Origin of the sequence: Nonomuraea roseoviolacea subsp. carminata (genome assembly GCF_024172185.1) — a bacterium.
Taxonomy (GTDB): domain Bacteria; phylum Actinomycetota; class Actinomycetes; order Streptosporangiales; family Streptosporangiaceae; genus Nonomuraea; species Nonomuraea roseoviolacea.
Genome location: NZ_JAMZEC010000001.1, coordinates 8,671,694 through 8,690,398, shown reverse-complemented (window position 1 = coordinate 8,690,398; position 18,705 = coordinate 8,671,694). Strand labels below are relative to the sequence as shown.

Annotated in this window: 22 protein-coding genes; 8 read left to right on the top strand and 14 right to left on the bottom strand. The window is 70.8% G+C overall.

Annotated features, from left to right (window positions below; translation table 11 throughout):
- Positions 1–17 precede the first annotated feature (17 nt).
- A complete protein-coding gene (locus HD595_RS40395; protein ID WP_253778785.1) occupies positions 18–431 on the top strand; it encodes an RNA-binding S4 domain-containing protein in 414 nt (137 codons plus the stop codon).
- Positions 432–548: 117 nt separating this feature from the next.
- Here HD595_RS40395 and HD595_RS40390 read toward each other — a convergent pair whose 3' ends face one another.
- Both HD595_RS40390 and HD595_RS40385 read right to left on the bottom strand, forming a co-directional pair.
- Complete coding sequence (locus HD595_RS40390) at positions 549–803, bottom strand: hypothetical protein (RefSeq protein ID WP_253778784.1); 255 nt, start codon at positions 801–803, stop codon at positions 549–551.
- A gap of 74 nt (positions 804–877) precedes the next feature.
- Positions 878–1,372: a ribosomal protein L7/L12 gene (locus HD595_RS40385; protein WP_253778783.1), complete on the bottom strand. Its 495-nt coding sequence runs from the start codon at positions 1,370–1,372 to the stop codon at positions 878–880.
- A 443-nt stretch (positions 1,373–1,815) separates the two neighbouring features.
- Here HD595_RS40385 and HD595_RS40380 point away from each other — a divergent pair, with 443 nt between their 5' ends.
- Positions 1,816–1,956: a hypothetical protein gene (locus HD595_RS40380; protein ID WP_253778781.1), complete on the top strand. Its 141-nt coding sequence runs from the start codon at positions 1,816–1,818 to the stop codon at positions 1,954–1,956.
- Between the two features lie 64 nt (positions 1,957–2,020).
- Here HD595_RS40380 and HD595_RS40375 read toward each other — a convergent pair whose 3' ends face one another.
- On the bottom strand, positions 2,021–2,395 hold the full coding sequence (locus HD595_RS40375) for a nuclear transport factor 2 family protein (RefSeq protein WP_253778779.1): 375 nt from the start codon (positions 2,393–2,395) through the stop codon (positions 2,021–2,023).
- Positions 2,396–2,822: 427 nt separating this feature from the next.
- Between HD595_RS40375 and HD595_RS40370 the strand changes: the two genes are divergently transcribed.
- Positions 2,823–2,993, top strand: a complete 171-nt coding sequence (locus HD595_RS40370) for a hypothetical protein (RefSeq protein ID WP_253778777.1) — start codon at positions 2,823–2,825, stop codon at positions 2,991–2,993.
- A gap of 111 nt (positions 2,994–3,104) precedes the next feature.
- On the opposite strand, the gene HD595_RS40365 is transcribed toward HD595_RS40370, so the two are convergent.
- From HD595_RS40365 to HD595_RS40325, 9 genes are all read right to left on the bottom strand, one after another.
- A complete protein-coding gene (locus HD595_RS40365) occupies positions 3,105–3,296 on the bottom strand; it encodes a hypothetical protein (protein ID WP_253778774.1) in 192 nt (63 codons plus the stop codon).
- A gap of 422 nt (positions 3,297–3,718) precedes the next feature.
- Entirely contained in the window at positions 3,719–4,786 is a 1,068-nt protein-coding gene (locus HD595_RS40360) for a lytic polysaccharide monooxygenase auxiliary activity family 9 protein (protein WP_253778771.1), read from the bottom strand.
- 324 nt (positions 4,787–5,110) lie between these two features.
- Positions 5,111–6,211: a terpene synthase family protein gene (locus HD595_RS40355; RefSeq protein ID WP_253778768.1), complete on the bottom strand. Its 1,101-nt coding sequence runs from the start codon at positions 6,209–6,211 to the stop codon at positions 5,111–5,113.
- Between the two features lie 6 nt (positions 6,212–6,217).
- Positions 6,218–7,582: a cytochrome P450 gene (locus HD595_RS40350; RefSeq protein ID WP_253778766.1), complete on the bottom strand. Its 1,365-nt coding sequence runs from the start codon at positions 7,580–7,582 to the stop codon at positions 6,218–6,220.
- Positions 7,583–7,621: 39 nt separating this feature from the next.
- Positions 7,622–8,389, bottom strand: a complete 768-nt coding sequence (locus HD595_RS40345) for a glucose 1-dehydrogenase (protein WP_253778763.1) — start codon at positions 8,387–8,389, stop codon at positions 7,622–7,624.
- 386 nt (positions 8,390–8,775) lie between these two features.
- The gene (locus HD595_RS40340) at positions 8,776–9,714 is read right to left on the bottom strand and encodes a polyprenyl synthetase family protein (RefSeq protein ID WP_253778760.1); all 939 of its coding nucleotides are present in this window, start codon (positions 9,712–9,714) and stop codon (positions 8,776–8,778) included.
- A 491-nt stretch (positions 9,715–10,205) separates the two neighbouring features.
- The gene (locus HD595_RS40335) at positions 10,206–10,523 is read right to left on the bottom strand and encodes a DUF952 domain-containing protein (protein WP_253778756.1); all 318 of its coding nucleotides are present in this window, start codon (positions 10,521–10,523) and stop codon (positions 10,206–10,208) included.
- Positions 10,520–11,074 (bottom strand): GNAT family N-acetyltransferase, encoded by a 555-nt coding sequence (locus HD595_RS40330; protein WP_253778753.1) that lies wholly within the window; start codon positions 11,072–11,074, stop codon positions 10,520–10,522. Before HD595_RS40330 ends, HD595_RS40335 begins: the two co-directional genes overlap by 4 nt.
- Positions 11,075–11,166: 92 nt before the next feature.
- Positions 11,167–11,715, bottom strand: coding sequence for a nucleoside deaminase (locus tag HD595_RS40325; protein ID WP_253778750.1), 549 nt, complete (start codon positions 11,713–11,715; stop codon positions 11,167–11,169).
- 128 nt (positions 11,716–11,843) lie between these two features.
- Between HD595_RS40325 and HD595_RS40320 the strand changes: the two genes are divergently transcribed.
- The 5 genes from HD595_RS40320 (at position 11,844) to HD595_RS40300 (ending at position 17,539) form a co-directional block, all read left to right on the top strand.
- A complete protein-coding gene (locus HD595_RS40320) occupies positions 11,844–12,803 on the top strand; it encodes an antibiotic biosynthesis monooxygenase (RefSeq protein ID WP_253778748.1) in 960 nt (319 codons plus the stop codon).
- A 33-nt stretch (positions 12,804–12,836) separates the two neighbouring features.
- Positions 12,837–14,207: an FAD-binding oxidoreductase gene (locus tag HD595_RS40315; RefSeq protein ID WP_253778745.1), complete on the top strand. Its 1,371-nt coding sequence runs from the start codon at positions 12,837–12,839 to the stop codon at positions 14,205–14,207.
- A gap of 12 nt (positions 14,208–14,219) precedes the next feature.
- Positions 14,220–15,197 carry a radical SAM protein gene (locus tag HD595_RS46430; protein WP_301309728.1) on the top strand — a complete coding sequence of 326 codons (978 nt, stop codon included), beginning with the start codon at positions 14,220–14,222 and terminating at the stop codon, positions 15,195–15,197.
- Between the two features lie 218 nt (positions 15,198–15,415).
- A complete protein-coding gene (locus tag HD595_RS40305) occupies positions 15,416–16,792 on the top strand; it encodes a hypothetical protein (protein WP_253778743.1) in 1,377 nt (458 codons plus the stop codon).
- A gap of 234 nt (positions 16,793–17,026) precedes the next feature.
- A complete protein-coding gene (locus HD595_RS40300; protein ID WP_253778741.1) occupies positions 17,027–17,539 on the top strand; it encodes a GNAT family N-acetyltransferase in 513 nt (170 codons plus the stop codon).
- Between the two features lie 126 nt (positions 17,540–17,665).
- Here HD595_RS40300 and HD595_RS40295 read toward each other — a convergent pair whose 3' ends face one another.
- Entirely contained in the window at positions 17,666–18,307 is a 642-nt protein-coding gene (locus tag HD595_RS40295) for an RICIN domain-containing protein (RefSeq protein WP_253778739.1), read from the bottom strand.
- A 60-nt stretch (positions 18,308–18,367) separates the two neighbouring features.
- Positions 18,368–18,619: a DUF4242 domain-containing protein gene (locus tag HD595_RS40290; protein ID WP_253778737.1), complete on the bottom strand. Its 252-nt coding sequence runs from the start codon at positions 18,617–18,619 to the stop codon at positions 18,368–18,370.
- Positions 18,620–18,705 lie beyond the last annotated feature (86 nt).

Here is an 18,705-nt window from a genome sequence, read left to right as displayed (position 1 = left end):
CTCAGTACAGTGGCGGAGTGGCGGGTGAGCAACTGAGCGCGCGGGTGGACAGCTGGATCTGGGCGGTGCGGCTGACCAGGACCCGCTCGATCGCGTCCGACGCCTGCCGGGGCGGGCACGTCCGCGTCAACGGGTTCCGGGTCAAACCCGCGCACGCCGTCCGGCCCGGCGACGAGGTCCGGCTGCGGCACGACGGACACGAACGCATCGTGGTCGTCTCCCGGATCATCGCCAAGCGCGTCGGCGCCGCCGTGGCCGCGGAGTGCTACGTCGACAAGAGCCCTCCGCCTCCGCCGCGCGAGGAGATCGTCACGGTGGCGGTCCGGGACCGTGGCGCGGGCCGTCCCACCAAGCGCGAGCGCCGCGATCTCGACAGGCTGCTCGGACGTCCGGCGGCCGAGGGGCGGAGCCGCCGCTCACGCCCGGAGTGAACGCGACGTGCCGCCTCCTGGACGCGCGGACGCCCAGGCCAGTTCGCGCACGGATTTCATACCGAACAGAACCCACCTTCTGTCCGGTATGGGATAGTTCATGCCGGTTTGGGGTGGTCAGAGGCGGTTCACGAAGCGGGTGGCGGCGCGATGGCTCATGCCGGTCTCGCCGCGCACGAGGAAGACGGCTTCCTGGAGCTGACCCAAGGCCTTGAGCTCGCGAGCCTGGTCGACCAGGTCGTCGCTGGGGGTGAGGCGGTTGCGGGGCCGCTGGGTCAGGCGGACCGCCAGGATGATCAGGTAGATGATCGCGATGGTGACGACGGCCGTAAGCGCGATGAGGCCCGGGGTGGAGATCGCCAGGCTGAGCATGAACTGATCGTAACCCGTCGGCGTCGCGGGCGTCAGGGCGCGGGGGCCTCAGCGGGAGCGGCCCTGCGGCGCTTTCAGGCGTCGCCGGTGGGCGCGGCCTCGGCCCCGGGGTGGTCGCGGACGCTGTCGACGAAGGCGGTGGCCTCGTCGTGGTCCATGCCGGTCTCGCCGCGTACGAGGAAGACCGCCTGGTCGGCGCGGCCGTCGCGCTTGAGGGCGCGGACGCGGGAGGCCAGGTCGCCGGTGTGGCGGGCGGGCTGCGGGGCGGGCGGCGATTGCAGGGCGGGGTGGCGGATGGGGCGGCCGTGGGCCAGGCCGTCGACGGCGTCCTTGGCTTCCTTGAGGCCCATGCCGGTGTGCTGGCGCAGCAGTTTGATGGCGTGGATGGGCTGTCCGGTGGCCGCCAGGTGGCGTACGCGGGCGTCGAGTTCCTGCGGGCTCACCGGGTGCGGTATCCGGGGCGGTGTGCCGCTCCGGACGCCGCGGGTGATGGCGACGGCGGCGATGGCGGCGACGAACAGGACGACGAAGCTGAACAGGACGAGGATCTCGGGCGCGCCGATGTTCATGGTGTTCATCGTAGGCGGCGCGATGCGGGTGTGATCAGGATATGTCGGATTGCTCGATAATGAACATTATGTCAAGTAAGGCGGGTTGTGACGGTGCGTGACCATGACGGAACGCTTGACCATCGGTGAATTTCCTGTCCCCCGGCGCCTGTGGCGTTTAGGGTGGGAAGCCTGCTATCGCGCCGCGAGAGGAGCAGCACGTGGGGACCGAATCTGTTTTATGTCCGGTGTGCCAGGGGGTCCTGCCGGCCTCCGGCCGGGAATCGTACACCGCGCTGCGGGGGCGGTTGATCGTGACGAACGGTTACTGCGCAGGTGGGTGTGAGGAGCGGCGGGCCGCGACGGAGCCGATCCGGCGGATGCCGCGTCAGGTTCCCGCGGGGCCCGGTGCGTTGCCCGGTGTGGCGCCCGCTGCGGGTCCGGTCGCTGTGGGTGGTGGCGCGGTGACGCCGCTCCCCCAGGCGCAGGCGGTGCCGGGGCACGGCGGTCCGGTGCGGGGCGCGTCCTACGAGCAGCCGTACGAGCAGCCTTATGAGCAGGTGGCCGAGGCGCGGCTGGCTCCGGTCGTGCGGATCTCGGGCTGAGGTTCTGATCTGCCCGTTTGCGGGCTGATGGGTGCTCCCGTGGTGGTGCGGGGGTTGTGCCGTGTCAGTGGTGGCCTTCGGTGGTGTGCCAGTAGTCGCGGGTTCGTACGGCTTGGCCGTGTTCGTCGAAGTGGGCGAAGACGCAGCCGGCGAGGGTGACGGGTGTGCCGTTGTCGTGGGCGTGGACGCGGAATTCGATGGCGGCTTGGTCGCCGTCGACGATGGGGGTGGCGAAGGTGACGTGGGGGTCGGTTTCGCCGGTGAAGGACCAGCGGATGTAGTCGGCGATGGCTCCTCTCCCCCGGTGCGGTGGGCGGAAGGGCATGGAGGTGTGCTCGGCGTCGTCGGCGTAGAGGGTGATGAGGGCGTCGACGTCGTGGTGGGTCCAGGCGTGTTGCCAGGTGTCGGCGAAGCGTTGTGCGGCGGTTCGCGGGTCCATGGGGTCATTGTGGCGGTTGGCGCGGGGCGGTGGGGGCGTCCGGGGTGCTCCTCCCCCGGCGTGGTCTTCGGCGGGCGGTTTCGGGGTGCCGCTCCCCCGGGTGGTCTCAGGGCCGGCGGTGTGTGCGGCGGTCTCGTAGCTGCGGCGGTCGGGTTTGGGATGCCGAGGCGGGCATTGCGGATGACGGGGCGATGAACGTAGTGACGGCTCGGGGTGCCGTGAACCAACGTGACATCAACCGCAAAATAGACCCTGAGCTGCGAAGACAGCTTCCCGCTCCCCGTCCGGCTCGCACTGTCGACGGTTCGACGGCAGGTCGGTCCGTTGTACGTTCGGGAACGTACTTGTAGATCGTGGAGCGGCTGACGCGGAGTGGACGGGCGATGGAGGAGACGGTGTTCTCCGGCCGGGTGAGCGGGTCGGGGGCGTGCCGGATCTGGTCGGCGGTCATGGCCGACGGGCGTTCCAGTCGCTGGCCGCGGGCGCGGGCGGCGGCCAGGCCCTCGTGGGTGCCTTCCGCGATGAGTTCGCGGATGAACTCGGCCGGCGCGGCGACGACTCTGAAGATCACACAAGGGATTCCAGACGCGCGCTGTGACGGAGCGTCGCACCCGGTGCGGCGGTCAGAAGAGGACGTGGCGCCGGGCCATGGGCGGCGTATCGGCGGGCCTGCCCTGACGGGAGGCCCGCCTGGATGGCCGGGGACCATTCAGGCGTAACACTGGATGGTCAGCACCCGGTTCTGCACCCCGGCCTCGACGATGGTGCCGCCGGCGTAGCGCAGCCGTACCTGGGCGGAGGCGTTGACCACCGGGATGGTGGCCGGGAACTCGGCGGCGCGGACGGTGGTGATGCTGCGCCACTCGGTGGGCTGGTCGGTGGGCGACGGTGGTTTCGGCAATCCCCGCCGCGCCGGCTGCCGCGCCTGATGTTCCGCTGCCGACCGTCGCCGCGGCGGGTCGTGACGCCCTCTCGGCGATGCGACGACCAGCTCTCATGGGCCGTTTGGAGATGCCTGCGGCGCGAGGTTGACCTCACACCGGCAGCCATCGCCGGCATCACCGGCCTGCTGGCCCCCAGGCGCCCCGGCTCGGGCCATGTGGTCCGAGCCGGAGGCGGCCAAGGCCCTGGAGCGGCAACCGAACGGCCAGTCACGGTAGGAGTTCGCCGGGCGCTTCCTGTCGGCGCCTGGCGAGAGAGCCGTTGGTGGTTCTCACCAGCGGCAGGGGGCTCATGGGACAGTTCCTCGCTCCTGTCCGGCCAGAGCACCGGCGTGGCCCCTTTTCGGCTGCTTCCGGCGCCGGGGCTCGTGGCGCGTGAGCGTCAGGTGAACAGAACGTCGGAGACGGAGACGAAGAATTCGCCCGTCTTGCTGCCGTGGCCGTCGTCGGGGCCGCCGTGGCCGCCCCAGATGTCGACGATGGCGTGGCGGCCGCGCTTTCGCGTGAGCGCCTCGGTGGTGTAGCTGGTGACAGCGGTGTCGCCGTGGATCTCGACCATGAACGGGACGGGTTCGAGGTCGTCGAAGGACAGGCCGTCCTCGGGGTCCCAGCCATTACGGGTGATGAACCACTGGTGGGTCCAGGTCCCGTCCACGTGGTGCGCCATGTAGTCGTAGGAGAAGGTGTGCTCTGCCGCCGAGCCGTCCAGGGTGGTGACGGGCCAGTCGCCGTGGGAGGCGTCGGCCGCCAGGTCGAGCCCGGCGAAGGCCGGGTTGGCGCCGGAGGCCACGTTCGTGTTCTTGAAGAACTTGCGGTATTCCAGGTAGCTGCCGTTCCACGGCGGGTCGGCGATCAGCGCCGGGGCCGGGGGTACGACCTCCTGCCAGGTGGTGCTGGTGTTCAGCGCCCTGGCGGCCACGCAGATGGGGGCGGGGTCGTTGTCGCGGATGGCGCGCACGGCGCGGCTGGGAGGCTGGTCGATGCTGCCGTGCCGGGGGGCGGGCTGGGCGGCCGCGGCCTGGGCTTGCGGCGCGGGCCGGATGCCGGGCGGTTCGTAGTGCTGGGAGCCGTCGATCCGGACGCCGGCCTCGTTGGTGAAGTCGCTCCAGGATCCATCGGACAACTTGGCCCTGATCTTCACCCGGTACTCGGCGCCGGTCTCGGTGCCCAGGCACACCCAGTGAGTTCGGGCCATGTTCCAGCCGCCCCACCAGGTGACCCAGTACAGGTCGACGGTCTGCTTGATGTCACCGCCGTTCAGCCACACCTCGTAGTGGTGGGGGTAGGGCGCATGTCCGTTGTTCCAGTCGGGCGGCTCGGAGGAGCCGCCGCTGTTGTGCCCCACCGTCCACTCCAGCTGGATGCCGTGGAGCGTGAGAGCGTCGTCAGTGCGATGAACGGGTCGTGCTGTCAGATCGCGCGGCGGCATGATCGCATCTGTCTTGGGCATGGAAGTCTCCCTCTGCTGCTGGGCGAGCGGTGGTTGAAGAGGTGGTGGCTGCGTGAGCACGGCGATGAGATGAGATGCACTCTCCGCTCAGCGCGCGAGTGGATGCCTGCGAGTGTCGGCTGACGCCTCTTTCGGAGGCTACCCGCGTCGTTACTCTTGGTGACTAGTGAATGCTGTAAGTAGTCACAAAGGTTGGCATACGTCACCACCACCAGCGCAGTGACAGCGTGATCGCCGGGCCCTGCCCCCACTCCTCAGGCTGCGCCTGGGGTGACTACCTCAACGCCCCACGCTGATTCACCTCTCCCGACGGCGACCAGGCAGTCAGTCCAGTCCGGGCATGTCTTGCCACCACCATCCGATGCAAGGGATGTCTTCGGGTGGGCCGAGGGCGCTGGGACGGTCGGTGACCGTGCCGGTGACTTTTACAGCGCCGGGGTGGCGGCCGTCGGGGTTGGTGTAACGGCCGGCCCCGATGCCCCATTCGTAGTTGCCGCGTATCAGGCAGGTCAGATCGGAGAGGTACCGGCGCAGTGGTGGTGCTGCGCCGGGCAGGAGCAGGTCGCGGACCTCGGTGAAGCGCGCCAGGATGCGATCGCGCAGTGCCACGACGCTCCGCTGGGCTTCCTCACGGCTGCATGGGTCGTAGCTCTGGTAGAGGTCGACGAGATTGAGGAGGGGACCGGTTGTCGGGGGGTGACGGGAGGCGTGCCAGAGTTCTTTGCCGTAGGAGAACAGGTCGTCGTCGAGGGCGGCGACCATGCCGGCCATCTCGGTCAGCGCGTGTACGGCCGGAGAGTTGATCTGCGTGTCGGGGATGTCATCCGGTTGGCTGACCTGAAACCACGCGATCGTCGGGAAGCCGGCCACATAGAGCAGCCGTGTGTAGAGGTAGTCGTTCAGGGTGGGGGTCAGCTGCCGCCGGCGGGCGGCGCGCTCCCAGGCCACTCCGAGATACCAGGACAGGTGCGCATCCACCAGGCGTCGACGCTGGGTCGGGGTGGCGAGGCTGTGCAGCCGCTCGGCGAGATCGATGACCGGGCCGGTGAAGGGGTTGTCGGGCGGTAGCAAGCTCGCGGTCGGCGATTCGAGGGTGCGGATGATGCGCACGGCCAGGTCCAGGAAGGAGAAGGCGTCCTCGGGCGCTTCCTCGTCACAGACGAAGTCGTCGAAGACGAACATCAGGTACGTCCAGTCCACCGCCATCTGGAGCCGCTCCACGTCGGCCTCTGGGCAATTGCCGGCGAAGAACAGCGCCGATCGGGTGTTTGCGACGCGCTCGCGGCGACCCGGCCCTTGGCACAGACCGTGCCGCTCCATGAAGCCCAGGCCTTGCTTCTCCAGCAGGTCCACCTTCCGGTGGGTGCGCCACGGCATGGGGAAGTACATGCCTGGCAGTTGCATGACGATCTCAGGTTCTGCCATGGCGCCCTACCTTTCGTTCGGTGGGGGATGTGGCGCTGGTGTGCGGGCGGTGATCCGCAGGTCCAGCTGGTCCGGTACGAGGCTCGTGCGTGGCTTGGGGCGTACGGGTGCTCCGTGCGGGTGCAGGTGCCAGCGCGCGGCGATGGAGGAGACGATCAGCATGGCTTCGGTCGTGCCGAAGGTGTCGCCGATGCATCGGCGGGCGCCCAGTGCGAACGGCACGTACGCGCCGTGGGGTGGTGCCGGGGTGTGCCGGGTGTCCCACCGGTCGGGGTCCAAGGCCGTGGGGGTGGGGTAGATGTCGCCCCTGCGGTGCATCAGGTAGGGGCTGTAGATCACGGTGGTTCCGGCCGGAAGATGATGCCCGCCGAGCTCGGTGTCGGCGGTGGTGATGCGGGTGAGGACCCAGCCGGGCGGCCGGATGCGCAGCGTCTCGGCGATGACGGCGCGAGTGTAAGGCAGCTGTGGGAGGTCGTTCCAGGTGGCATGGCGTCCGGCCAGGGCGGCGTCGACCTCGTGGTGGAGGCGTTCACGGATCTCGGGCATGCAGGCTATGAAGTGCAGCGCCCAGCCCACCGTCACGGCGACCGTCTCGACGCCCCCTATGTACATGGTGAGGACCTGGTTGCTGATCTGCTCCTGCGACAAGGGCAGGCCGTCGTCGTCCCGGGCCGAGAGCAGCATCGACAGGAGGTCGTCGTGTTCGAGGCCGGATCGGTGGTAGATGTCGATGAGCTGGCCGGTGGCCGCGCGCAGCCGGGAGCGGGCGCTGTCGTAACGGCGTTTGCCCCGCGTCGGAATCCTGGCCAGGGCATGCGGTGTCGCCATCCTGAAGATCAGGCTGTCCATGACCACGTGGAGGGCGTCGGTCAGCTCTTCGAGCAGCGGTTCGGGAAGCGGTGCGGTGAACATCGTGGCGGTCGCGATGCGGCCGGCGAGGTGGTGGAGGACGCCGGGCACGTCGGTGATGATCTGGCCGTCCTGCCAGGAATCGACGACCTTGGAGATCTCCTTGACCATGATGGCGGCGTGTCCTGGCAGCCGGGATTTGACGAACGCCGGCTGCAGCATGCGCCGCTGGAGGCGATGCGAGGCGTGGGGCACGGTGCCCAGGCCGTACCCCACGACCTCTCGCAGCCGGTCGAAGAACATGCCGCCCTTGTCGAAGAGGCGATCGTCGATCAGGACCTGATGGTTCAGCTCCGGGGCGCACACGACGACCACCGACGCCGGTCCGATCCCGACCCGAACCAGATCGCCTTGAGCGGGAAGCGAATCCAGGAAGCTCAACGGGTCTTTCAGCAAGGGCAGCAGATGACCGATGGCCGGGAGGCCGCCACGAGCCCAAGGGACGGTCGTTTCATCAGGCATGGGGGCGCTCTGGATCTACCGGGGCAGATGTGTCGGCGGTCACTGCGCGGTCCAGCCGCCGTCGACGGCCATGGCATGGCCGGTGATGAAGGACGACAGGCCGCTGCACAGCCAGGCGGCCGACTCGGCGATCTCCTCGGGTGCGGCCAGCCGCTTGACCGGCTGGAGGCCGACGATGTCCTCCAGGCTGATCAGGCCCTGCCGGATGGCCTCCTGCGTCATCGGCGTGCGGACTGCCCCGGGGCAGACGGCGTTGACGCGGATCCGCTGCTCGGCGTATTCCAGGGCGGCCTGCCTGGTCAGGCCGACCACGCCGTGTTTGGACGCGACGTAGGCCGATGCCGGGGTGGTGCCGGCGCCGACCAGGCCGGCGACTGAGGCGGTGTTGACGATCGAGCCGCCGCCCTGCCGGAGCATCTGGGCGATTTCGTGCTTCAGGCACAGGAACACGCCGGTGAGGTTCACGCGCAGGACCTGTTCCCAGTTCTCCGCGCTGGCCTCGTGCAGCGGTGCCATGGCTCCGTCGATGGCGGCATTGTTGAAGGCGCAGTCGAGCCGCCCATAGGCGGCCACGACGGCCTGGACCATCGCCGCGACCTCACGGTCGGAGGTGATGTCGGTGTGGACGAACATGGCCTCGCCACCGTTCTTGGCCACGCCCTCGGCGACCGACTGCCCGCCCTCGTCGTCGATGTCGGCCAGGACCAGCCGTGCCCCGTGCCGGCTGAACACCCGGGCGGCGGCAGCGCCGATCCCCGAGGCGGCACCGGTGATGAGAGCGGTCTTTCCTTCCAGGATCGGGCTCATGGCCCACCTCTCAGGGTCCCTGTTCTGGTGTGGATGTGCAGACGCAGGTGGGCCGGGTACCGGCCGGGGGGATCCAGTGGCCGCCCAGCCGTTCGCCGGTCGACCCGGGCCGGAGGATCCACGGATCTGTCTGGCGGCGGCGCCGGTGACGAGCGCGGAGTGCATCGGCGATGGGCTCGGTTCTGGAGTCGCCGGCGCGGCGGGAGGTCGCGGCTCGCCGTCAGGCGGAGCAGACCCGGCAGGAGCAGGAGATCGCTGATCTGACCGAGTGGCCGGGGGCCGAGAGGAACAGGTGTCCCGGGGGTGATCGCTCGGGAGCCGGCGAAAGAGGTCCCAGGCGAGATCGGCTGCGTCGTCGGGTGGCCGGCCAGGGGCGGGTGGTCATGTCAGCGGTCTCTGCGGGTGATGAGGGCGGCCAGGGCGTGGAGGTCGGTGGTGGCGGCCGGGTCGGGGTGGGCTGCGGTCAGGGCATCCAGTGCCGCGACGATCCGCCGTTCGGCTTCCTGCTGCGCCCAGGTCTTGCCTCCGGCGGCTTCGATCAGCTCGGCGGCGTGCGCGATCGCGTGCTCGTCCATGTCTTGCTCACGTTGGTACATCCGGGCCAGACGCTCCCCCGCAGCGGTCCCTGAGGTCAGAGCGGCGACGACCGGCAACGACTTCTTGCGAGAGGCCAGGTCTGAGCTCGCGGGTTTGCCGGTGGCGATCGGGCCGCCCCAGACCCCCAGGAGGGCCTCGGCCATGGCCAGGCATTCGGGCAGCCCAACGTCCTGGCGGGTCTCGAACGCCAGGTCGGCGGCCTGACCCGCGCAGAGCTCCAGCAGCGCCTGGGTCAAGACCGGGGCCCCCGCGCGGTTGTCCAGCACCTTCAGCGCCAGCACAAGAAGTGCGTCGCCCGCCAGGATCCCCAGGCTGGTGCCGAACACCGTCCACGCGGCGGGATGGCCGCGCCGGGTGCGGTCGCCATCCATCACATCGTCGTGCAGCAACGTGAAGTCGTGGGCCAGTTCCACCGCCACCGCGGCCTCAACCACCTCCGGGACCGGAACCCCCCTGTCGGCACCCGCGGCTCGCGCGCTGGCCAGTACCAGCGCCGGCCGCACGGCCTTGCCGGCCCTGGCGCGTGCCCTGCCCTCGTCGTCCCACCAGCCGGCGTGATACCGCGCCACGCGCCCCAGCTCCGCCGGCAGGCTGCCGATCGCCCGGCGATACGAAGGGCCGATCATGCGCTGGGCCTCCGCGCACAGCCAGGGCCCGGTTGGTCCGGGTGCGAAGGGCGCGACGGCTTCGGACCCGTTGACTGTGGACGTCTGCGGATCGGATGTCATCACGTCACCGTCTTCGAGTGCCGAATTGCCCCGATGCCGAGTGTGCGACCGCATGAACGCACCGTCAACGCCGCACGACCGGGCACGCCGACCGATCTCACGTGAACGAGGAAGGCGGACTGGCACCAGTGGCAGGCCTGTCTGGCTGCACGCGGGGTTGGGGGCCGGTCCCTGACCAACGGCATCCTGATTGTGCGGCAAGCTCCTGCCCCGCGACGAGATCAACAGGATCATTCGTTGCGGCTTCAGCACACCTGGCGTCCATCGTCATCGGCGTGCCGACCCCCCTCTTGAGGCTGCGGAGGCTCGTTGTGCTGCCTCGCCTGCCGGCGCAGGGCAGGGTGACGGGCATCATGGCCAGTCGGTTTCCCAGCGGGCCGTCGCCGCGCGTCCTGATGTCGACCGGCACGTCGACGACCGGCTCGACCGGAGGGCGGCGGGACCGGCCCAGCCACCGCGCCGGGTCCGGGGCGGGTACGGCCCCGGCCACATCAGGTGCTGGTGTGGCCGGGGGGCGGTTGGTAGGGGTGGGTGGCGGTGACGGCGGTGAGTGGGAGGGGGCCGTACAGGTGGGGGAAGCCGTTCTCGATACGGACGTCGAGGCCGGTGGGGTCGATCTCCAGGACGAGCAGGGGTTCGGTGACGGCGGTGTAGAAGGCGTCGTGGACGCCGTGGAGTTGGGCGGTGTCGCGGCTGCAGTGGATGAAGCCTTCGTCGTCCAGGGTGCGGCCGAGGGTGGAGACGCGGTAGTCGCCGGTGTGCTGGGCGGCCTGCCAGTCGGTGGCCAGGGCGAGGTGGAGGATGGTCATGGGGTCCACTCGCGGGCGAGCATGGCGTAGATGACCTCGTCGGTCCATTCGCCTTTGACGTGTTCGTTCTGGATGAGGTGGGCTTCGCGGCGCATGCCGAGTTTTTCCAGGACGCGGGCGGAGGCGGTGTTGCGGCCGTCGAGGCGGCCGACGATGCGGTGGAGGTGGAGTCCTTCGAAGCCGAGGCGGAGCATCTCGCGGGCGGCTTCGGTGGCGTAGCCGTGGCCGTGGTGGTCGGGGTGGAGGATGTAGCCGATCTCGCCTTGGCGGTGTTGTTCGCTGGTCCACATGAGTATGGCCAGGCCGATGAGGTGGCCGGTGTCGCGGCGGACGACGGCGAGGTTGAGGCCGTCGCCTTCGGCGGTGATGGCGGTGCGGCTGATCTTGGTGTCGAGTCCGGCGCGGGTGGCGTCGAGGTCGCGGGCTTCCCAGTAGAGGTAGCGGGTGACGTCGGGGCGGGATTCGAAGGCGTGGACGGCGTCGAGGTCGTCGGGGGTGAAGGGGCGCAGGGTCAGGCGCGGGGTGATGAGGGGGTAGTCGGGTTTGAGCACGGGGGCAGTGTAGGGGGCGATGGGTGGGGGGTGGCGAGGGGTTTTGTGTGGGGGGTGGGCGGCTGCGCGTCCACTCCCCCGGGTGTGGGTGGTCAGTAGGGGTGGTTGTCGGGTTTGTTGGTCCAGAGGGTGTAGGCCTCTTCGCCGAGTTCGGGGTGGATCTGTTCGATGTGGATTCTGCGCTGGTCGAGGGGTTTTTGGAAGTCTTCGTATTGGAAGGCGTCGCTGAAGCCGATTTTGCTGGTGGCTTCGAGGTCGGCGCTGAAGTAGACGGCGTCGATTCTTGACCAGTAGATGGCGCTCATGCACATGGGGCATGGGGCGCCGCTGGTGTAGAGGGTGCAGCCCATGAGCATTCTGGCGCGTTCGGGGAGGGGGTCGGGTGATCCGTCGGGGCGTGGGACGAGTTGGAGGGTGGAGGTGTTGTTGTTGTTCTCGGCGATGGAGGGTGCTTCGGGGTTGAGGATCTGGATGGCTTTGCGGATGGCTTCGACTTCGCCGTGGGCGGTGGGGTCGCCGGTGAGCAGGACGCGGTTCTGTCCGCGGGCGAGGATCTCATCGTTCATGGTAATGACGGTGCCGAAGGGGCCGCCCCAGCCGTTTTCGACGGATTCGGCGGCGAGTCGTGCGGCTTCTGCCATGAATTCTCGATGTCCCATGGTGTGGCCTCCGATGCGTAAAGTTCGCCTGAATTTTTGATTTAATACAATGATTTGTCGGGATTGTCGCCGTTGTTCTTCCCTCGTTGCCCTGCACTACACTTGACCAGGTGAAACGTCACGCCATTCCGGGCAGCGACGGTGACGGTGCCACCGTCGTGATCTCCTCGAAGGTCCGCGAGGGTGGCGAGGAGGAATATCGGCGCTGGCAGCGGAGAATGACCGACGCCATGCACGCATTCCCGGGTTTCGAGGGCGCGGAGGTTTATCCCCCCATTCCCGGCGAACAAGGCTCGTGGGTGGTCGTGTGCCGTTTCTCCAGCGCCGGGCGGCTGACCGGATGGCTGGACTCGGAGGTGCGGGCCCGGCTGCTGGCGGAGGTCCGGCCGCTGCTGGAGGAGCCGTCGGCGCTGGAGGTCCTGGCGGGCCGCGGCCCGGGCGGCGACGCGGTGACGGCGGTCATCTCCCACCGGGTGCGCCCCGGCCGCGAACGCGAGTTCCTGCGCTGGCAGGAGGAGATGCGCAAGGCCCAGGAGCGCTTCCCCGGCTTCCTCGGGGTCGAGACGTTCGAACCGGTGCCGGGCATCCAGGAGCACTGGGTCGTGCTGCTGCGCTACGACACCCGCGAGCATCTGGACGGCTGGATGGACTCGGCCGCGCGCGGCCGGCTCCTGCGCGACGGGCGCGACTGCGTGCTGGACTTCGACGTGCGCACGGTCAGGTCGGCTTTTTCCGGCTGGTTCCGCTCCGACGGCGGCGCGCAGCAGGGGCCGCCCGACTGGAAGCAGGCCATGTCGGTGCTGCTGGCCCTGTATCCGACGGTGATGGTCCTCAATCTGACGCTGGTGCGGGTGCTGCTGGGGGCGGGGTGGCCGGTCTTCCTGGTGCTGTTCGTCGGCAACATGGCGAGCGTGGCGCTGCTGACGTGGGCGCTGATGCCGCTGGTCAACCGGGCGTTCGCGTGGTGGCTGCGGCCGGGAGTCCCGGCGCGGGCGAGCGCGGCGGGTGCGCTGGTGCTGGTGGCGGGGTATGCGGCGTGCGTCGCCGTCTTCGGGCTGATCGCCCGCTAGCAGGGTCGCCCCGCGCGGCCGGGAAGGACTTCGATGTCCGCAGGTGGACAGGCCGGGGAGCTGGAGCTGGTACGGCGGGGCGATCCCGGCTACGAGGAGGTCCGCGCGGGCATGGTGTGGAACGCGCGCAAGCCCGCGCGCTCCCCCGAGGTGATCGTGCGGGCCGCCGACGAGCGGGACGTGGCGCGCGCCGTGCGGCTGGCCAGGTCGGCGGGCATGCCGGTGGCCGTGCGGGCGGGCGGGCACAACTGGATCGGCTGCTCGCTGCGGGAGGGCGGCATGCTGATCGACCTGTCGCGGCTGCGCGGGTGCGCGGTGGACGCGGCCTCGGGCACGGCGGTGGTGGGGCCGGCGGTGACCGGCCGCGAGCTGGCGGCGGCGCTGGCCGGGCGGGACCTGGCCTTCCCGGTGGGGCACTGCGGGTCGGTGGCGGTGGGCGGCTACCTGACCAGCGGCGGCCTGGGCTGGAATCCCGGGGCGTGGGGGCCGGCCTGTGGTGGTGTCGTCGGGGTCGAGGCGGTGACGGCGGACGGTGAGCTGGTGCGCTGCGACGAGCGCGACAACGCCGACCTGTTCTGGGCGGCGCGTGGGGCGGGGGCCGGCCTGTTCGCCGTGGTGACGCGTTTTCGGCTGGCGCTGCGCCGGGCGCCGGCGGTGATCGTGCGCAGCGCGTACGTCTTCGCGCTGGAGGAGGTGGAGCGGGTGGCGTCGTGGGTGGAGGAGGTCGCGGCGGTGCTGCCCGCGCCGGTGGAGCTGAGCGTGATCGTGGGCACGCAGGCGGACGGGAGCGGGCGCAAGGTGGTCTCGGTGACGGCCACCTGCTTCGCCGGGTCTCGGGAGGAGGCGGGGCGGTCGCTGGAGGCGTTCGCCGCGTGCCCGTGGGCGGGCCGGGCGCTGGAGCGGACGCGGGAGGAGCCGGTGGGGTTCGACGCGCTGCTGGACGCCTCGGACGGGGTGTGGCGGCACGGTGACCGCTGCGCGGCCGACACGTTGTGGTCGGAGCGGGGGCTGGCGGCGGTGCTGCCGCCGCTGGCGCGGGAGCTGGCGCGGGCGCCGTCGGACAGGTCGCTGGTGCTGGCCTCGCCGGCGCCGGCCGGGCCGGGGCGCGGGGCGGCGGACATGGCGTTCTCGGTGCTGGGCTCCAGCTATGTCGTGGGGTACGCGATCTGGGACGACCCGGCGGACGACGCGGCCAACGAAGGCTGGCTGCGCACGGCGATGGACGGGGTCGCGCCGCTGGGGTCGGGGCACTACATCGCCGAGACGGACCTGCTGGCGGGCCCGGATCGGGTGCGGCGCTCGTTCGCGCCGGCGGCGTGGGAGCGGCTGGGGCGGCTGCGGGGGCGCTGGGACCCGGACGGCGTCTTCGCGCCGTTTCCGCGTGAGGCCTGGCGGTCGGGTTGAAAACGGAGTCGAATGCGTGTTCCACTGGGTGGTGTGGGCTGGGACGCGCTTTCGCTGGTGGACGCGGTTGACGATCGTCCGCTGATCGAGCGGCGGGCGGTGCTGCGGGGCGGGTTCTACGAGATGCAGGCCCGCACGGTGATCGAGCGGCTGCCCGTGACGGCGGGGGTGTCGCAGCAGTGGGGTGTCTCCCCCTACCGGGGGTGCGCGCACGCGTGCCGGGGGTGCGGAGCGCGCGGCGGGCATCGGCGGCTGGGGCTGGATGCGGGGCGTGACTTCGACACGCGGATCGTGGTGCGGCCGAACGTGGCCGAGCGGCTGCGGGCCGAGCTGCCGCGCTGGGAGGGCGAGTCGCTGGCGGTCGGGGCCGGCGGCGACTGCTACCAGGAGGCGGAGGCGACGTACCGGTTGATGCCGGGGGTGGTGCGGGCGCTGGGCGAGGCGGGGGTGCCGTTCACGGTCTACACCAAGAGCCCGCTGGTGTTGCGCGACGCGCCGCTGCTGGCGCGGGCGGGGGCCCGGGTGGCGGTGTCGATCGCGTTCGTGGACGAGCGGATCCGGCGGGCGGTGGAGCCGGGCGCGGTGGGGGCGCAGGCGCGGCTGGAGCTGGTGTCGGCGCTGGTGGAGGCGGGGGTGGAGTGCCGGGTGCTGATGGCGCCGGTGCTGCCGCTGCTCAGCGACGCGGCCGACCAGCTGGCGGCCACGGTACGGCGGATCGCGGCGGCGGGCGCGGGGGCGGTGGAGCCGGTGGTGCTGCGGCTGCCGGCCGGGACGCGGTCGTGGTATCTGGAGTGGCTCGGGCAGGCGCATCCGGGGCTGGTGGCCCGGTATGAGGAGTTGTACGACGCGGCGGGGTTGCCGTCGCCGGAGTACGAGCGGCGGATCACGGGGCAGATCGAGCAGTTGTGCCGGGTGTACGGGATGGCGTGCGGCGCGGGCGAGCCGGTCGGCAGGCGTCGCGGGGGCGGGGAGCAGTTGGCGCTGGTGTGACGGGGCGGCCGCGGGTTTAGGGGTCTTCCCTCCCGGTCGCGGGTTTGGGGGTCTATCCTCCCGGTCGCGGGTTTCGGGGCCTCTCCCCCGGGCGGTGCCGCCTGCCTGGTTGTCCGGGTGGACGAAAAGGTTGACCGGCAGTCTCGATATTGGTCACTTTTTGCCGTTATGGTGGCAGCCTCAAGCTGGATGATCTTCGTTCAGGAGGCTGAATCCCCGTGTCTGGCTTAACCTCGAAGACCCTCACCACGCCGAAGGCTCTGGGTGCCTCGGCGGCGGCGCTGGCGGTCGTGATCGCCGGAGCGGGGGCCGGGACGGCCGCCGCCTCCACCGCGCGGACCGCGGCGGCCGCAGCGGCCACCGTCTACTACCTCGACAGCGTCGCCGGCAACGACGCGGCCGCGGGCACCTCGGCGGCCACGGCGTGGAAGACGCTGGCCAAGGCGTCGGCCGCGCCCCTGGAGCCGGGTTCGAAGCTGCTGCTCAAGCGGGGCGGCTCGTGGTCGGGGCAGCTGGCGCTCAGCCGTTCGGGCACGGCGGACGCGCCGATCGTGGTGGACGCCTACGGCACGGGCGCCGCGCCGATCGTGATGGGCGACGACGAGGCGTGCGTGGACCTGGCCGGCAGCCACATCGAGGTCTACAACCTGCAGGTGGGGGTGAACCGGGACGCGGGCCGCTGCTCGTGGGCGGGGATCAAGGTGGGCGGCGACGACAACGTCGTGGAGAGGAACCTCATCACCGGCGCGGCGGCGGGGGTCTACATCGAGACGAGCGCCCGCTACACGGCGGTGACGAACAACGACTTCGTCGACAACAACCACATGAGCACGCTGACGCCGAAGGAGGTGAACGCCAACGACGACTCGGGGGCGTTCGCCATGCTGGTGCAGGGCGACGATGCGAACATCGGGTGGAACACCATCAGCGGGTCGGTGGCCTTCAGCTACGACTACGGCTTCGACGGCGCGGCGGTGGAGATCTTCATGGGGTCGCGCAACCGGGTGCACCACAACCTCGCCTTCGACGTCGACACGTTCACCGAGCTGGGCACGAGCCGCAACGACGACGGCACCAGCAACGACCCGGACGGCACGTCGGGCAACGTGTTCGAGTACAACGGCATCTACGGGCCGCGCTCGCGGTCGGGGCTGGTGACGCGGGGCCCGGTGCACGACGACGGGCGGATCGAGACCAACGGGCCGGTGTTCGGCACGGTGTTCCGCAACAACGCGATGAACCTGCCCAACGCCGACTCCGAGGGCGTGGTGTGCGACGCGGGCTGCACCAACGCGCACCTGACGTTGTCGCAGAACATCGTGTCGGCGGCCAAGAAGATCGCCTACGCCGACCCGGCGTTCACCGCGCACGACCACAACGTCTTCCACGGCGGGCAGTTCCAGATGTCGGCGGGGACGGCGAACGTCCGCAAGGACCCGAAGTTCGATCCGAACCGGCCGCTGCACCTGCTCAGCACCAGCCCGGCGATCGGGCTGGGCGTGACGAAGTTCAACGACGTCGACCTGGACGGGGTCAAGGTCGGTCAGGACGGGCGGATCGAGGCCGGCGCGTATGAGTACGTGGCCGCGCCCTGATCTCGCCGCAGGGTGTCCCGCCCGTTCCCGGAAAGGTCCCTGGGGGGATGGTCGCGGGGACGGGCGGGACGCACCCGGCAGAGAGATGGGGATGGACGGCGCTGCTAGCGTGCGGCGCATGAGTGTGATCGATGTGCGGCGGTTCGTCACCGACGGGTCCGCCAAGGTGGAGGGCGGGGCGCCGCGCGAGGTGGGCGAGCGGGCGCGGGCCCTGCTGTGGCAGCGGGTGCCGGCGTGAGCGGGGTGCGGATCCGGCCCGGCGGCGGCGGCGACGTGGCGGCGGTGCTGGCGATGTTCGACAGCGCGGTGGCGTGGCTGGTGAGCCGGGGCATCACGGGTCAGTGGGGCGATCGGCCGTTCACCGGCGACGCCCGCCGCACCGAGCAGGTCGAGCGGTGGGCCGGCGGCGGCGGGCTGCGGATCGCCGAGGTGGACGGCGAGCCGGCCGGCTGCCTGAGCGTGGGCTCCCCCGCCGCCTACGTGCAGCCGGCGCAGGTCCCGGAGCTGTATGTGCAGGCGCTGGTGGTGGACCGGCGTTTCCCCGGGCGCGGCGTGGGGGCCGCGCTGCTGGACCGGGCGCTGGCCGAGGCCGGCGAGCGGGGGGCCGAGGTGCTGCGCGTGGACTGCTACGCCGGTGGGGACGGGCGGCTGGTGCGCTGGTACGAGGAGTGGGGGTTCGAGCGGGAGGCGCCGTTCACGGTCGGCGAATGGCCGGGAATGGTGCTGCGCCGTCCCGTGCGGCCGTGACGGCGTGAGAGTCGCATGACGACGAGGGCCTCCCCGGCGGGGAGGCCCTCGCGGCGCCGGCGTCACGGCCGGCGGCTGTCACCTCATCCGGTACGGGCCCGGCCCCCGGGGGTGACGGTCAATCGGTCACTGGAAGCGCCACAGCTGGGCGTCGTTGGGGCTGGCGCAGGGGAAGACCTTGGCGAGCTGCCCCAGCGTGTCCAGGCACATGGAGGGGTCCAGGGCCGACTTCAGCGTCCCGAAGCCCGCGCCCGTGGCCTTAATCTCCCCCTGGTGCAGCCAGCGCTCCCCGGCCAGGCGGCTGGGGTCGCAGGTGCGCTGCACCACCTGCGCGCCGAACGACGCGACCTCGTTCCTGACCTCGACGCACTTGCCGCTGCCCCGGTTGGACAGCTGGTAGACGAAGGTGCCCGCGCCGTCGCTCGACAGCAGGGTCGGCTGCCACAGCTGGGCGTCGTTGCCCTTGCAGTCGATGCGCTGCAGCAGCGCGTTGTCGGAGGTGGAGGCGTCCTTGACGTCCAGGCACCTGCCCAGCTCGGCCTCCTCGACCTCGAAGAAGCCGCCGACGACCTGCGGGGCCGGGCCGGTCGGCTGCACCGACACCGGCGCCGGGGTGGGCTGGTCGGCGGCGTGGGCGGCGGCCGGCGCGAGGCAGACGGCCGTGAGGACGGCCGCGGAGATCGCGGCGGCCGGCAGCAGCGGCGCCGCGCGGCGCCCGGCCCCTGGCGTGGTCGAGCGTCGGGCGGAGCCGCGGGGAGTCTGGTTCATGGGGGTGGTCTCGCTTTCTGTCGATGGTGTGGATCCGGGGTGTTCCGGTGCGGCGGTGGGTCAGCTGCCTTCCTGGACCTGGAAGATCTGGTCGGCCACCAGCCCGTGGGCTTCGCGGTGGACCGCCGCGGCCGCCTCCGCCGAAGGCGCCTCGACCAGGCAGAAGATCGTGCCCTGGCTCTCGTCGACCCAGTAGCGCAGGTAGCTGACGTCGTGGCGGCCCTGGTGCTGCAGGTCCGCCTTGTGCGCCTGGGCGACGTCGGCCATCGCGACGCCGTCGGCGATGGTGTGGACGTCCATGTAGAGCGGCATGCCGGCCTCCCGTTCCGTGGTGGATTGCGCCAACCGTACGGACGAGCGCCGGGGTGCCGGATCGGGAGCGGGTCCCTATGTTGCGC

What these genes read in the sequence shown, in the direction of transcription:
- HD595_RS40390 (WP_253778784.1), bottom strand. Translation starts at nt 803, where the DNA reads ATGCTCAGCCTGGCGATCTCCACCCCGGGCCTCATCGCGCTTACGGCC.
- HD595_RS40385 (WP_253778783.1), bottom strand. Translation starts at nt 1,372, where the DNA reads ATGAACATCGGCGCGCCCGAGATCCTCGTCCTGTTCAGCTTCGTCGTC.
- HD595_RS40375 (WP_253778779.1), bottom strand. Translation starts at nt 2,395, where the DNA reads ATGGACCCGCGAACCGCCGCACAACGCTTCGCCGACACCTGGCAACAC.
- HD595_RS40360 (WP_253778771.1), bottom strand. Translation starts at nt 4,786, where the DNA reads ATGCCCAAGACAGATGCGATCATGCCGCCGCGCGATCTGACAGCACGA.
- HD595_RS40355 (WP_253778768.1), bottom strand. Translation starts at nt 6,211, where the DNA reads ATGGCAGAACCTGAGATCGTCATGCAACTGCCAGGCATGTACTTCCCC.
- HD595_RS40350 (WP_253778766.1), bottom strand. Translation starts at nt 7,582, where the DNA reads ATGCCTGATGAAACGACCGTCCCTTGGGCTCGTGGCGGCCTCCCGGCC.
- HD595_RS40345 (WP_253778763.1), bottom strand. Translation starts at nt 8,389, where the DNA reads ATGAGCCCGATCCTGGAAGGAAAGACCGCTCTCATCACCGGTGCCGCC.
- HD595_RS40340 (WP_253778760.1), bottom strand. Translation starts at nt 9,714, where the DNA reads ATGACATCCGATCCGCAGACGTCCACAGTCAACGGGTCCGAAGCCGTC.
- HD595_RS40335 (WP_253778756.1), bottom strand. Translation starts at nt 10,523, where the DNA reads ATGACCATCCTCCACCTCGCCCTGGCCACCGACTGGCAGGCCGCCCAG.
- HD595_RS40325 (WP_253778750.1), bottom strand. Translation starts at nt 11,715, where the DNA reads ATGGCAGAAGCCGCACGACTCGCCGCCGAATCCGTCGAAAACGGCTGG.
- HD595_RS40315 (WP_253778745.1), top strand. Translation starts at nt 12,837, where the DNA reads ATGTCCGCAGGTGGACAGGCCGGGGAGCTGGAGCTGGTACGGCGGGGC.
- HD595_RS46430 (WP_301309728.1), top strand. Translation starts at nt 14,220, where the DNA reads ATGCGTGTTCCACTGGGTGGTGTGGGCTGGGACGCGCTTTCGCTGGTG.
- HD595_RS40295 (WP_253778739.1), bottom strand. Translation starts at nt 18,307, where the DNA reads ATGAACCAGACTCCCCGCGGCTCCGCCCGACGCTCGACCACGCCAGGG.
- HD595_RS40290 (WP_253778737.1), bottom strand. Translation starts at nt 18,619, where the DNA reads ATGCCGCTCTACATGGACGTCCACACCATCGCCGACGGCGTCGCGATG.